The 14,031-nt window shown below is 36.7% G+C and carries 10 protein-coding genes; 8 read left to right on the top strand and 2 right to left on the bottom strand.

Going from position 1 to position 14,031, the window contains the following annotated elements:
* Positions 1–351 (top strand): phage holin family protein, encoded by a 351-nt coding sequence (locus B3394_RS01325; protein ID WP_177730940.1) that lies wholly within the window; start codon positions 1–3, stop codon positions 349–351.
* Positions 352–353: 2 nt separating this feature from the next.
* A complete protein-coding gene (locus B3394_RS01320; RefSeq protein WP_177730942.1) occupies positions 354–590 on the top strand; it encodes a DUF6327 family protein in 237 nt (78 codons plus the stop codon).
* A 37-nt stretch (positions 591–627) separates the two neighbouring features.
* On the opposite strand, the gene B3394_RS01315 is transcribed toward B3394_RS01320, so the two are convergent.
* Together B3394_RS01315 and gltX are read right to left on the bottom strand one after the other, a co-directional pair.
* The gene (locus tag B3394_RS01315) at positions 628–1,590 is read right to left on the bottom strand and encodes an SPFH domain-containing protein (RefSeq protein ID WP_177730944.1); all 963 of its coding nucleotides are present in this window, start codon (positions 1,588–1,590) and stop codon (positions 628–630) included.
* Positions 1,591–1,673: 83 nt separating this feature from the next.
* The gene (gltX, locus tag B3394_RS01310) at positions 1,674–3,185 is read right to left on the bottom strand and encodes a glutamate--tRNA ligase (protein ID WP_286912176.1); all 1,512 of its coding nucleotides are present in this window, start codon (positions 3,183–3,185) and stop codon (positions 1,674–1,676) included.
* Between the two features lie 877 nt (positions 3,186–4,062).
* Between gltX and B3394_RS01305 the strand changes: the two genes are divergently transcribed.
* From B3394_RS01305 to B3394_RS01280, 6 genes are all read left to right on the top strand, one after another.
* Positions 4,063–7,386, top strand: a complete 3,324-nt coding sequence (locus tag B3394_RS01305) for a DUF4175 family protein (protein WP_414654220.1) — start codon at positions 4,063–4,065, stop codon at positions 7,384–7,386.
* Positions 7,379–7,798: an rRNA maturation RNase YbeY gene (ybeY, locus tag B3394_RS01300; RefSeq protein WP_286912172.1), complete on the top strand. Its 420-nt coding sequence runs from the start codon at positions 7,379–7,381 to the stop codon at positions 7,796–7,798. Before B3394_RS01305 ends, ybeY begins: the two co-directional genes overlap by 8 nt.
* 112 nt (positions 7,799–7,910) lie before the next feature.
* Entirely contained in the window at positions 7,911–9,788 is a 1,878-nt protein-coding gene (gene mnmG, locus B3394_RS01295; RefSeq protein ID WP_177730960.1) for a tRNA uridine-5-carboxymethylaminomethyl(34) synthesis enzyme MnmG, read from the top strand.
* Between the two features lie 161 nt (positions 9,789–9,949).
* On the top strand, positions 9,950–10,798 hold the full coding sequence (locus B3394_RS01290) for a class I SAM-dependent methyltransferase (protein WP_177730962.1): 849 nt from the start codon (positions 9,950–9,952) through the stop codon (positions 10,796–10,798).
* A gap of 261 nt (positions 10,799–11,059) precedes the next feature.
* Positions 11,060–11,629 carry an OmpH family outer membrane protein gene (locus tag B3394_RS01285; protein ID WP_273246585.1) on the top strand — a complete coding sequence of 190 codons (570 nt, stop codon included), beginning with the start codon at positions 11,060–11,062 and terminating at the stop codon, positions 11,627–11,629.
* A gap of 87 nt (positions 11,630–11,716) precedes the next feature.
* Entirely contained in the window at positions 11,717–13,984 is a 2,268-nt protein-coding gene (locus tag B3394_RS01280; RefSeq protein ID WP_286912163.1) for a helix-turn-helix domain-containing protein, read from the top strand.
* Positions 13,985–14,031 lie beyond the last annotated feature (47 nt).

Raw genomic sequence — 14,031 nt, 5'->3', positions numbered from 1 at the left:
ATGGCTTTCGAAAAATTAAAAGAAAATACCGAGCAGATTCAGGATAATGCCAAAGCATTATTGGAAAGCAACGTGGCTTACTATAAACTATGGTTTTTTAAAGTAGCCATGAAATCAACAACAATGATACTTAAAATATTCCTTTTGAGTATATTTTTGATGTTGATGGTACTTTTCTTGTCCATTGCCGGAGCTTTTGCTTTAGGAAACCTGTTGGGCAGTTATGCCCTTGGTTTTTTAATCGTTGGAATTTTATATTTAATCTTATGTATCGTTGTATATTATATCAAAGATAAAATTGTGGAAGGCCCGATTCTTGAAAAATTCTCTGAATTCTTTTTCAATGACTAATTATGGAAAAAAAGAAATATTCATCATACGATGAAATCAATCGTGAACTGGAAATATTAAAAATCCAAAAAGAGTTGGACTATCAACGGCTGGTATATGCTGTTGAAAAAACCAGGGACAATCTTACTCCCAGAATTCTTACATCCGGATTTATGGGTTCTGTAGGTTCTTTTTTCACCAGGTCGGGAACGATACAAAATCTTATTCTTAGCTTTATATTCAACAGGTTATTCAAATAAAAAAGAGGCTTTACAGCCTCTTTTCTTTTGATATTTTTTATTCTTCTTCCTGAATCGGAGTATCGTGATTTGGCCTTGCGCCGTCATCCTTTTTCTTTTTCTGAACATTTTTCATGGCTTCACCAACCTGGTTTGAAGCTGTAAATGAAGCTACCATGTTGTTAAGCATGTCACTACCGGCCTGAGGCGAATTCGGTAACAAGATCAGGTTCGAATTGGTATCGGAACCTATTGCCTGCAACGTATCATAATGCTGTGTTACCACAATTAAGGCAGAGGCTTCCTGTGAATTAATACCTACTTTATTCAACACATCCACACTTTCTACTAATCCACGTGCAATTTCTCTACGCTGATCGGCAATACCCTGACCTTGTAAACGCTTGCTTTCCGCTTCTGCTTTGGCTTTGGCTACAATACGGATACGGCTTGCTTCTGCTTCATATTCGGCAGCTGTTTTTTCACGATCGGCAGCATTAATTCTGTTCATCGCATTTTTAACCTGAATATCCGGATCTATATCCGTGATTAGTGTATTGATAATATCATAACCGTAAGTAGTCATCGCTTCATTTAATTCGCGTTTTACAGCTACAGCAATATCATCTTTTCTTTCAAAAACATCATCTAATTTTAATTTAGGAACTTCGGCACGAACCACGTCAAATACATAAGAAGTGATCTGATCATGCGGATATTCTAATTTATAGAAAGCATCATACACTTTTTCCTGAATTACTTTAAACTGAACGGAAACTTTCATTTTAACGAACACGTTATCTTTTGTTTTCGTTTCAATAATGACATCCAATTGCTGGATTCTTAAATTCACTTTTCCTGCAATCCTGTCAATAACCGGAATTTTTAATTGTAATCCGGAATGGCGAATACTATTGAATTTCCCGAAACGCTCCACAATTGCAGACGATTGTTGCTTAACCGTAAAGAAGGAGGCTAAAAAAAGAAATACAACTATAATAATAATGGCATAACTAAACATAAGAATGTAGTTTAAAAGGTTAATTCGGTTAAGATACAAAATAATAGAAAAAAACCTCCAATAAATTGGAGGTTTCATCATATTTATAACGTACTTATTGCTTTTTGTATTCGCTGTACGGTTTCTTCTTTACCTATCATTTCCACGATATCAAACAAGTGTGGTCCTTTTAAAGCCCCTACAAGGCTCAAACGGAACGGTTGCATCACTTTACCCATTCCTATCTCGTTTTTCGTCATCCAGTCCTTTACAATCGTTTCTATAGTAACGGAAGTAAAATCACCAATGTTTTCAATAACAGAGATTAATTCCTGCATAATAGTTCCTGTATCTTCTTTCCAGTTTTTAGCTGCTTTTTCATCATAAGCGGTTGGTGCTGCAAAAAAGAAATCGGACAAATCATATAAGTCAGTTACAAACGTAGCGCGTTCTTTTACCAAAGCCACTGCTTTTTCAACATACACTTTTTCAACAGTAATACCTTTTTCTTTTAAAATCACATCAAACTTTTCTGCCAGTGATGCATTGTTTTCTTTTACCAGATAATGATGGTTGAACCATTTATTCTTTTCCGGATCAAATTTTGCACCGGCTTTATGAACACGGTTCAAATCGAATTTCGCTATCAGTTCCTCTAAAGAAAATAACTCCTGATCGGTTCCGTCATTCCATCCCAATAAAGCTAAAAAGTTAATAACCGCTCCTGGGAAAAAACCTTTTTCTCGGTAACCGGACGATTTCTCTCCCGAAACAGGATCTGTCCAATCCAACGGAAATACCGGGAATCCTAACTTATCACCATCACGTTTGGACAGCTTACCATTACCAACCGGTTTTAATATCAGCGGTAAATGTGCAAACTTAGGTGCTTCCCAGCCAAAAGCTTTGTATAACAATTCATGCAGAGGGAGAGAAGGCAGCCATTCTTCACCGCGAATCACATGTGAAGTTTCCATTAAATGGTCATCTACTATATTCGCTAAATGGTACGTTGGCATACCATCACTTTTAAACAATACTTTATCGTCTAATAAATTCGTTTCAAACTTAATGTCACCACGAATGATATCGTTTAAATGCAAGGTTTCATCAACAGGCGTTTTAAAACGAATCACATACTCTTCACCGTTAGCAATACGCTCGGCAACTTTTTCTGCAGCATTGGTAAGCGAATTATCCAATTGCTCCCGAACAGTATGATTGTATATAAATGTTTTACCGGTTTCTTCTGCGGTCTTTCTCAAATGATCCAGGCTTTCGGCTGTATCAAAAGCATAATATGCCCATCCGGAATTTAATAACTGATCTGCATATTCCTTATATAAGGCCTTGCGTTCGCTTTGACGATAAGGTCCGAACTTTTCGTTTTTACCGATAGTTTCATCCGGAGCAATACCCAACCATTCCAGTGCTTCCATAATATAAGCTTCCGCTCCCGGAACAAAACGATTCTGATCGGTATCCTCTATTCTTAAATAAAAGGTACCGCCATGTTTTTTAGCAAATAAATAATTAAATAAAGCGGTTCTTACACCACCTATATGTAAAGGTCCCGTAGGACTGGGTGCAAATCGCACACGAACTGGCTTTGACATTTTTTAAAAATTTTACGCAAAGATACAATTATGCCAATTTGAATACCCAACTATTTAAAAAATTGAACAATTAATAATGTTTATAGTATCGTTCATTTTCTGTTCATCCTATTTTAAAAATATTTTCCGCAGGCATTCCCATTAAAAATACCTTTGTATTACAATATTGCTAACAAGTAGATAATCCTGTTGAATTAAGTGTAGTATTCTAAAAGCAGAAATTGAATTATTAAAAGCATAATATGCTGAAAACCAGTTAAGTTTTAATCATTTTAACATTAAAATTGAACAATGTTAATACAACTTTACATTGTATTGATTTTCAGTTAATTATAAGTTAACATATATTGTTTATAACTTTAGATAGAAAATTATAAAAGATTTTTGGTTGTATCGAAAAAAAGACTAATCCAAAACCCGGATGAAACTACCAAATCTATTTTTAAAAATTTGCTTTGGAGTTATTAAAAGTTAGTGAGTAGTTATTAACAGAAATTAACAAGTAAACTTATTAATAATTTCAAAGTAAACTGGTTTTTCAACGATTGTTAATAACGTTTTAAAAACACTTCATTTTAAAAGAATTAACCTCAAATAACATTGTTGATAAAGCGGTATAAAATTGTATAACTCCAAAATCATCCTAAAAAAAATAAAGTTATTGCCACAATTAACAAGCTATAATAACAACAATAATTTTTTAAAATTTTAAATTTCTTTTTTTTATTATTTTAATGTTTGTTGAAAACTATCCTTTGATAATCTCTTCCAAGAATTTGAAAAAGGAACAATTGTACTGTTGTTTGATGCAATGAAATAGTTCCTTTTCGTTTCAATTAAAATTGTAATTTTATCGGTTATAAACAATTTACGGAATTTGGAAACGAAAAATTTGATATTTCAAAAGCTTGAAGACTTTATTAAAAAGTTTTATACGAATGAGTTACTGAAAGGAATTATTCTTTTCATTGGTTTAGGACTGCTTTACTTTTTGTTCACGTTGCTCGTGGAACATTTTTTATGGCTCTCCCCAGTGGGAAGAACAATATTGTTCTGGCTGTTCATTACTGTTGAAATCTTCTTTTTACTGCGTTTCATTTTGTTTCCTTTGTTTAAACTTTTCAAACTGCAAAAAGGAATTGACTATTCCCAGGCTTCTGCCATTATTGGAAATCACTTTACGGAAGTAAACGATAAGCTTACTAATTTCCTGCAGCTGTCCGGTCAATCGGAACAATCAGAATTATTGGCTGCATCCATTGAGCAAAAAGCAAATACCCTGCAGCCCATTCCGTTTAGTAATGCCATTAATTTTAAAAAGAATATCAAATACCTGCCGTATGCAATAGTCCCGTTATTGTTTTTACTTTTCTTTCTGGTTTCCGGAAATACAAAACTGATCACCGAAAGTCTGGACAGGGTAGTGCACTACAAAAAAGAATACCTGCCACCGGCTCCTTTTGAATTTCAGATTGTAAACAATTCGCTGACATCAGAGCAGGGACAGGATTTTATCTTACAGGTAAAAACTGTTGGTACTAAAATTCCGGAGAATGCCATGATTGCCCTCGGTAATGAAAGCTATTATCTGGAAAGTGTTAAACCCGGAGTTTTTCAATACCGTTTTGAGAAAACCAATAAGAATATAGACTTCCGGCTGATAGCCAATGAAGTAACTTCAAAAACCTATGAATTAAATGTAGTCGCTGTTCCGACCATTGCTAATTTTGAAATGATTCTTACGTTTCCTGCCTACCTTGGCAAAAAAGCGGAAAGAGTACAGGGTACCGGTAATGCAGTGGTACCGGAAGGAACAACGGTTACCTGGAAAGTTAATGCGCTGGCTACAAATTCGGTAGCCTGGAAAAGTGCAAACGAAGCAAATGAATTCAATATTACAGACAATACCTTTAGTTTATCGAAAAGAATTAATCAAAATACAGAATACCAGATACTTACTTCAAACAAAAAGGTGAAAAACCATGAAAAGTTGCAATACCAGATTACAACTATCAAAGATCAGTTTCCTACTATATCCGTACAATCGGCACCGGATACTTTAAAACTGAAAAAGAATGTTGTTTTAGGTCAGGTATCAGATGATTACGGATTAACGAAGCTGCTTGTTGTGTATTACCCTAAAAATAATCCGGCTCAGGTTTATCGTGGAACAATCCCGGTTAAAAAAGAAACGTTCGATCAGTTTGTTTATACCTTTCCGAACGGATTGAATATTCAGCCCGGTGTTGACTATGATTATTACTTTGAAATTTTTGATAACGATGCATTGCATAATTTCAAAAGTTCAAAATCTTCGGTTTTTTCCCATAGAGAATTAACGGCTGATGAAAAAGAAGATAAGATTTTGCAGGAACAAAACAGTAATATTAACAGCCTTGAAAAATCTATTAAAAACCAGGATAAACAATTATCGGAGTTAGACAAGCTGCAAAAATTAGGAAAGGAAAAAACAAATCTTGATTTTAAAGACCAGAAAAAAGTACAGGATTTTATTAACCGTCAGAAACAGCAGGATGAAATGATGAAAGAATTTTCTAAGAAATTGGAAGATAACCTGCAGCAATTTAATCCGGAGAAAAAAGATGAATTCAAGGACGAGCTTATGAAACGTCTGGAGAAAAATGAAAAAGAGCTCGAAAAAAATGAAAAACTTTTAAAAGAATTAGAAGACTTAACAAACAAATTAAAAGAAGAAGAACTGTTTGAAAAAATAGATAAGTTCAAGCAGAACTCTAAAAATCAATCTAAAAATCTGGAGCAGCTGGTTGAGCTGACCAAAAGATTTTATGTAGAAAAGAAAGCCGAACAGCTGGCCGGTAAACTGGATAAACTCAGTGAGGAACAAAACAAACTATCCGATAGTAAAGACAACAACCAGAAAGATCAGAATAAGATCAATTCTGAGTTTGATAAATTACAGGAAGAATTAAGAGAACTGGAAAAACAAAATGAAGATTTAAAAGCTCCGATAGATATTCCTTCCGACAAGCAGGAAGAGAAAGACATCAAGGAAGACATGAAAAATGCTTCAGATGAATTGCAAAAGCAAAACCAGTCCAAGGCAAAACCGAAACAAAAATCAGCTGCACAGAAAATGCAGAAGATGGCGCAGAAAATGCAATCTTCTATGGAATCCGGCGAAATGGAACAAATGGAAGAAGATGCTAAAATGCTGCGACAAATTTTAGATAACCTTCTGGCATTTTCTTTTTCTCAGGAAGATCTGATGAAGAATTTCAAATCATCCGGCGACAGAAGTTTAGGCTTTAATAAGCTGTTAAAAAAACAGCAGGATTTAAAATTACAGTTCAAACATGTTGATGACAGTTTGTTTGCATTGTCATTACGGAACCCGAAGATCACCGATCTTATCACGAATGAAGTGGGCAACGTACATTACAATGTTGACAAATCCCTCACAAGCTTTACCGATAACAACATTGGAAAAGGAGTGTCGCATCAGCAATACACGATCACAGCTTCTAACAAACTGGCCGATTTTTTAAGTGACATCATGAACCAGATGCAGATGGAAATGCAAATGCAGATGTCTGGCGGTGGAAAAGGAAAACCAAAACCAGGAAAAGGAGAAGGAATGCAGTTGCCGGATATCATTAAAAAGCAGGAAGGCTTAAGCGAAAAAATGAAAGAGGGAATGAAGAAAGGTGAAAAGCCTGGTGACGGCAAACCGGATAAAAGCGGTAAAGATGGTAAAAGTGGTAAAGACGGACAAAAAGGAAATGATGGAGAAAACGGACAGGATGGAGAAGGAGATGCCGGTCAGGTTTTAGAAATTTACAAAGAGCAGCAGCGTTTGCGGGAAGCTTTACAAAAAGCATTGGAGAAAGAAGGAATGGGTGGCAACGGTCAGAATGCCTTGCGGCAAATGAAAGACATTGAAAAGCAATTGCTGAACAAAGGCTTTAAAAATGAAACCTTACAAAAGATGCTGAATTTAAAACACGAGCTTTTAAAATTAGACAATGCGATACAGCAGCAGGGAGAAGAAAACAAAAGACAGTCGCAAACCAATAAAAAGGAATTCAACAGTACTAATAACCAATTACCTGCGGCACTGAAAGAATATTTGAATAGTGTAGAGATTTTAAATAGACAAAGCTTACCTTTGCGCCCAAATTTTAATCAAAAGGTGCAAACCTATTTTAGAAAAGATGATTAGTTTTAATTACGAAACCGACTTTGAATTAGAAAACGAATCCCAATATGAAAATTGGATTTCTAATGTCATTGCATCCGAAGGAAAACATGAAGGAGAGATCAATTATATCTTTTGTGACGATGATTACCTGCATAAAATCAATGTAGAATACCTGGATCATGATACCCTTACGGATATCATTAGCTTTGATTATAGTGTAGGAAACGAATTACACGGTGATATATTCGTTTCTATTGAAAGAGTTAAAGATAATGCCTTAGATTTCAACGTTTCTTTTGATGAAGAAATCAAAAGAGTAATCATTCATGGTATACTTCACTACTGCGGTTATAAAGATAAGTCTGAAAAAGACGAACTTTTAATGCGTGCAAAAGAAGATGAGAAAGTTGCAATGTTCCACGTGGAACGTTAAACATCTTAATTCTTTGATAAAATATAAAAGAGATTTTATCCTTCTGCGTAATTTTGCATTCGGAATATATAGAAAATTTTAAAAGAAACAGTAAAGTGTTTCACGTGGAACAATGAGTTTATTTCAAGATACATATGATGTCATTGTAGTAGGTGCCGGCCATGCCGGCTCTGAAGCTGCTGCTGCTGCTGCTAACATGGGTTCCAAAACCCTGCTGGTTACAATGAGTTTGCAAAACATTGCACAAATGTCCTGCAATCCTGCCATGGGTGGAATTGCAAAAGGACAGATCGTTCGTGAGATCGATGCATTGGGTGGTTATTCGGGAATTGTTTCCGATAAAACAGCCATCCAGTTCAAGATGCTGAACAAATCAAAAGGACCGGCAATGTGGTCGCCAAGAGTACAGTCAGACCGTATGCGTTTTGCTGAAGAATGGCGCCTGATGCTGGAACAAACCCCAAACCTTGATTTTTACCAGGAAATGATTTCCGGTTTGATCGTTGAAAATGATAAGATAGTAGGTGTGCGCACTTCGTTAGGAATCGAAATCAAATCGAAAACGGTTGTGCTTACGAATGGAACATTTCTAAATGGATTGATCCACATCGGGGAAAAACAGTTTGGTGGTGGTAGAGCAGGCGAGAGTGCTGCCTACGGTATCACGGAAGATCTGGTTAAAATGGGATTCACTTCCGGAAGAATGAAAACAGGAACACCGCCACGCGTTGATGGACGTTCGCTGGATTACTCCAAAATGGAAATACAACCCGGTGATGAAAACCCTTCCAAGTTTTCTTATCTGGATATAACCAAACCATTGACACACCAAAGAGCGTGTCATATGACGTATACTTCAGAACTGGTTCACGATTTATTGCGTGAAGGTTTTGACCGCTCGCCGATGTTTAACGGTAGAATTAAAAGTTTAGGACCGCGTTATTGCCCGTCCATTGAAGATAAAATTAACCGTTTTGCCGACAAAGAACGCCACCAGTTATTCGTAGAGCCGGAAGGCTGGAATACGGTAGAAGTTTATGTGAATGGCTTTTCAACTTCCCTTCCGGAAGATGTTCAGTTTAAAGCCTTGCGTTCTGTAGCCGGATTTGAAAATGTAAAATTCTTCCGCCCGGGTTATGCGATCGAATACGATTATTTCCCGCCGACACAGTTAAAGCACACTTTGGAAACAAAATTGGTGGAAGGTTTATATTTTGCCGGACAGATCAACGGAACCACAGGATATGAAGAAGCAGCATCACAAGGTTTGATTGCCGGAATGAATGCACACTTAAAAGCACACGATCAGGATCCGTTTGTTTTAAAACGTAACGAAGCTTATATCGGAGTGTTGATTGATGACCTGATTACAAAAGGAACGGAAGAACCATACCGGATGTTTACTTCCCGAGCCGAATACAGAACGTTATTACGCCAGGATAATGCCGATTTTCGTTTGACGCCAATGTCACACGCTGTTGGTCTGGCTTCCGACAAACGTTTGCAACGTATGGAGCAAAAAAGAAACAATTCGGAAGCGTTTGTTAATTTCTTTAAAGAAACCAGTGTAAAAGTTGCCGAGGCGAATCCTATTTTGGAAGCCAAAGGTTCTGCACCAATTTCGCAGCCGGATAAGATGTTTAAAGTATTTTCCAGACCACAATTGGATTTGGAAGATATTTTGAAGTTTGAAAAGGTTAAAGAATACGTTGAAGAAAATAATCTGGATCTGGAAGTAATCGAGCAGGCAGAGATCCAGGTAAAATATTCCGGTTATATCGAAAAAGAAAAAAATAATGCCGACAAACTAAACCGATTGGAAGATGTTCGTATTCCTGAAAATTTCGATTACGATAAAATAAAATCCCTTTCGTTTGAAGCAAGAGAAAAATTAAAGAAAATAAAACCGGCCTCTGTTTCACAGGCATCCCGAATCAGCGGTGTATCACCAAGTGATGTTTCTGTGTTATTGGTTCACATGGGAAGATAAAATAGAAGCGGTATAAAGATTGAAAAGTAACGGAAGTATAAAGTACTCAGGTTATTTTTCAATCTTTGCTTTTTATGTTCCACGTGAAACTAACTTTGCGAAGGCTTGTAAATAAAGAGATTTAGCTCCAAAAACAAAATTTTTAAATTCGTTTAGCATCCATGAATTTTTCAGACAACACCATTTATATAAAAGTAAAAGACCATTCCGTTTCCAAAGAAAATTTTGAATTACTGTTGGACGAAGAGCTACAGCTTTTAAAAACCAGTCCGCAGCCCTCTTTAGAAAAATTACCGTCTTATTATGAAAGCGACGATTATATTTCGCACACAGATGGAAAACGTTCTTTGTTTGAAAAAATATACCACTTCATTAAAAGAAAAGCCATTCGTGATAAAGTGCGCTTAATAACAAGCCTACAAAATCAAAAAGGTTCTTTATTGGATATTGGTGCCGGAACTGGCGATTTTTTATTGGAAGCAAAAAAACAGCATTGGAATACTATCGGAATTGAACCCAGCGAAAAAGCAAAAGGAATTGCAATTCAGAAAGGAATTGCATTTGCAGAAAATTTAGCCTCACTTCCGGATCATTCTTTTGATGTCATTACAATGTGGCATGTATTGGAACACGTTCCGGATTTAGAAAATCAGATCGCTGTTTTAAAAAGATTATTGAAACCAAATGGAACAATAATTATAGCTGTGCCAAATTTTAAATCCTACGATGCCAAATATTACGGAGCATACTGGGCAGCTTATGATGTGCCGCGACACCTTTGGCATTTTTCAAAAACTGCTATTGAAAAATTATTCCGGAAGCAAAATATAAAACTGGTAAAAGTTTTGCCAATGGTATTTGACAGTTTTTATGTTTCACTTTTATCCGAAAAATATAAAAACGGGAAAATGAATTTTATTAACGGTTTTTGGATAGGCTTACAGTCAAATTTAAAAGCAAAACGAAATTCGGAGTATTCTTCACACATTTATATCCTGAAAAACGAGTAAAAATTAAAATAAAAGGAAATAATAAACGTTTAGAAGCTGAAATATCCGATTTATAGGGGAAATTTAGAAAGTGGCTTAAATCGCTTTATTTGAATCCGGTTTTTATAGCTATTTATTATTGATTATAAATTCAGCATAAAGAAATCTTATTCCTTTAAAAAAACAATAAAACGAACGGAATTTGAACTTTCCGGTGTACAACTTTGGAACTTTGATTCGAATTCTTATTTTTACAGAAAATTATAAATCATAATTCATAAAATGAAAAAATCCTTATTAATAATCGGACTTGCATTTGCAATGTTTTCTTGTAACAATGCTACACAATCATCTTCTGAACACAAAACGGCTTATGTGGATACAGCCAAATTATTAGAAGAAAACGATGAAGCAAAAGACATCGAATCGAAATACAAAACCAAATCGCAGGAAATGGGAAGAGAGTTAGAAGGAGAAGCGAAACAATTCCAAAGCGATGCGGCAACTTTTCAAAGAGATGCACAGGTAAAAGGAATGGCATGGGCGCAACAAAAAAGTGCTGAATTGCAAAAAAGAGAGCAACAACTGGGAATGAAACAACAGGCAATGTTGCAAACATTACAACAGGAAAGTGGTAAAGAAATGGATTCTTTAGTAAAAAGAATTAAAGAATATATCAAAGATTACGGTAAGAAAAACAGCTACGAATATATTTACGGAACGGGTGATGCAGCTTCCATATTGTATGCTAAAGAAGGATATGATATCACAGAAAAAGTAAGCAAAGAATTAAACGAGAAATATAAAGCCGGCGGTAAAAAAGAAGAGCCAAAAGCTGAAGAGAAAAAATAATCAAAAGCCTTCCTTGTGAAGGCTTTTTTATTGTAAATCAAATACTTATTTATAGTATCTTAGAATATTATTATAATTCTACGCCAAATGGAAAAAATTTCAAACGCCGCAGCTTATGTTTTGCGCTTTATTAACCAAACCCAGAAGTCCGTATTTTTAACGGGCAAAGCGGGTACGGGCAAAACAACCTTGCTACTCGAAATCATCAATACAACTCATAAGAACACCGTTGTAGTGGCTCCCACAGGGATTGCCGCATTAAATGCCGGTGGTGTCACGATACATTCCCTGTTTCAGCTGCCTTTTGCGGCCTTCCTTCCGGATGCGACAATGGATCCGCAGGTTTCCGAAACCACACGCTTTGAAAACCAGGTAACCCTGCGCCGCCATTTCCTGATGAGCAATGTCAAACGTGCCGTTATTCAAAACATGGAACTGCTGGTCATTGATGAAGTGAGTATGCTGCGGGCAGATGTTCTGGATGCGATGGATTTTATGCTTCGGAAAGTAAGACGCAACGAACAGGCATTTGGCGGAGTACAAGTTTTATTTATAGGAGATTTACTACAATTACCACCCGTTGTAAAAAATGAAGAATGGTCGGTGTTGCAGCGTTATTACCGTGGTAAATTCTTTTTTCATTCGCATGTGATCCAGCTGAACCCGCCGTTATACATTGAACTGGACAAAATTTTCCGGCAAACCGATTCGGATTTTATTGCCGTTTTAAACAACCTCCGCAATAACAAAGTCACGAGTGAGGATCTGGCGATACTGAATCAGTTTGTAAAACCCGATTTTGATTTTAAAAAACACAAAGGTTATATTACCCTTACCACACACAATGTAAGGGCAGATACCATAAATACCGAAGCCTTAAAGGATCTGGAAGGAAAAGAATATACGTTCCATCCGGAAATCGTTGGGGAATTTCCGGAAAAGATCTACCCGGTGGACCAGCTTTTAAACCTGAAAGTAGGGGCGCAGATTATGTTTGTTAAAAACGACCTCTCTTTTGAAAAGCTCTTTTTCAATGGAAAAATGGGAATAATCAAATCGCTTTCGGCTAACGAAATCTTTGTCCATTTTCCGGAAGAGAACAAAACAATAGAAGTGGAGCGCTACGAATGGAAGAACATCCGCTACTATGTGGATGAGATGACCAAGGAAATCAATGAAGAAATCCTGGGAACGTTTACCCATTATCCGATTAAGCTGGCGTGGGCGATAACGGTACACAAAAGCCAGGGATTAACCTTCGACAAAGCTGCGCTCGATGTATCACGCGTTTTTCTGCCCGGACAAGCCTATGTTGCTCTTTCGCGTTTGCGTTCGTTAAAAGGGCTTATTTTGCTTTCCCCGATACATATGAACGGTATTTCGAACGATGCCGATGTGATGGACTATGCACAAAACAAAGCCACGGAAGAAAAACTGGAAGATTCGCTGGAAGCCGAAACCCGCTATTTTATTCATAACTACCTGAAAAACAGTTTCGATTGGAGCGACCTGGCGGCACAATGGAGCAAACACCAGCAAACCTACCTTTCCGAAACCGAAAAATCGACCAAATCGAAATCCAGAACCTGGGCACAGCAGCAATCAAAAGCGGTGCATGATTTACTGGAGCCGTCCCGGAAATTTATTGCACAGCTCAACAAACTGTTTTATGAGGAACCCATTAATCTTGAATTCATTGACGAAAGAATAAACAAAGCCTTTGACTACTTTTTTCCGAAAATGGATGCTTTGGCGTTTGATATTTTCTGGAAAATAGAAGAAATAAAACGCCAGAAAAAAGCCAAAACATTTTATGAGGAACTATCCGAGCTGGAAGAACTCCAAACCAATGCTGTCCTGCGATTGCTAAAGACAAGGCTGCTGATGAAAGCCATACTGGACAAGGAAGAAATTTCAAAAGAAAAACTGACCTCACCGTTATTGCAGCGTTACAAACAGGATAAAATTGAGGTGATCAAAGAAGCCCTTCGTAAAAACCCGGTAACACTGATAGAAGACGAGGAAGATGTGCAACGGTATACTTCCAGAAAGAAAAAAGCAAAAGAACCCAAAAAATCGACCATCGAAGAAACGCTGGAACTCTGGACGCAAAACCTTTCGATACCGGAAATTGCCGGTATCCGGAAGCTTACTGTGGCAACCATCTATACCCATTTTTCAAAGCTGATCCAAATGGAAGCATTGTCCCTTTCCGACCTGCTTCCGGAAGAAAAAATCAAACAGATGAAAAAAGCGTTCAAAGGATATAAAGGCGAAAGTCTGAACGAAATAAAAGAAAAATACGGCGATGAATTCTCCTGGGATGAACTGCGGTTGTATAAATCCAGCTTATAAAAAAAGAGCCTCTGATAAACGTCAGAGGCTCTTTTTTTATAAGGAGT

The sequence above is a fragment of the Flavobacterium sp. UBA4197 genome (genome assembly GCF_002379575.1).
In the GTDB taxonomy this organism is placed as follows: Bacteria; Bacteroidota; Bacteroidia; order Flavobacteriales; family Flavobacteriaceae; genus Flavobacterium; species Flavobacterium inviolabile.
Note: the sequence above shows the minus strand (reverse complement) of the source record. Positions and strands in the feature narration are given on the sequence as shown.

What these genes read in the sequence shown, in the direction of transcription:
- B3394_RS01280 (WP_286912163.1), top strand. Translation starts at nt 11,717, where the DNA reads ATGGAAAAAATTTCAAACGCCGCAGCTTATGTTTTGCGCTTTATTAAC.
- ybeY (WP_286912172.1), top strand. Translation starts at nt 7,379, where the DNA reads ATGATTAGTTTTAATTACGAAACCGACTTTGAATTAGAAAACGAATCC.
- B3394_RS01315 (WP_177730944.1), bottom strand. Translation starts at nt 1,590, where the DNA reads ATGTTTAGTTATGCCATTATTATTATAGTTGTATTTCTTTTTTTAGCC.
- mnmG (WP_177730960.1), top strand. Translation starts at nt 7,911, where the DNA reads ATGAGTTTATTTCAAGATACATATGATGTCATTGTAGTAGGTGCCGGC.
- gltX (WP_286912176.1), bottom strand. Translation starts at nt 3,185, where the DNA reads ATGTCAAAGCCAGTTCGTGTGCGATTTGCACCCAGTCCTACGGGACCT.
- B3394_RS01320 (WP_177730942.1), top strand. Translation starts at nt 354, where the DNA reads ATGGAAAAAAAGAAATATTCATCATACGATGAAATCAATCGTGAACTG.
- B3394_RS01285 (WP_273246585.1), top strand. Translation starts at nt 11,060, where the DNA reads ATGAAAAAATCCTTATTAATAATCGGACTTGCATTTGCAATGTTTTCT.
- B3394_RS01290 (WP_177730962.1), top strand. Translation starts at nt 9,950, where the DNA reads ATGAATTTTTCAGACAACACCATTTATATAAAAGTAAAAGACCATTCC.
- B3394_RS01325 (WP_177730940.1), top strand. Translation starts at nt 1, where the DNA reads ATGGCTTTCGAAAAATTAAAAGAAAATACCGAGCAGATTCAGGATAAT.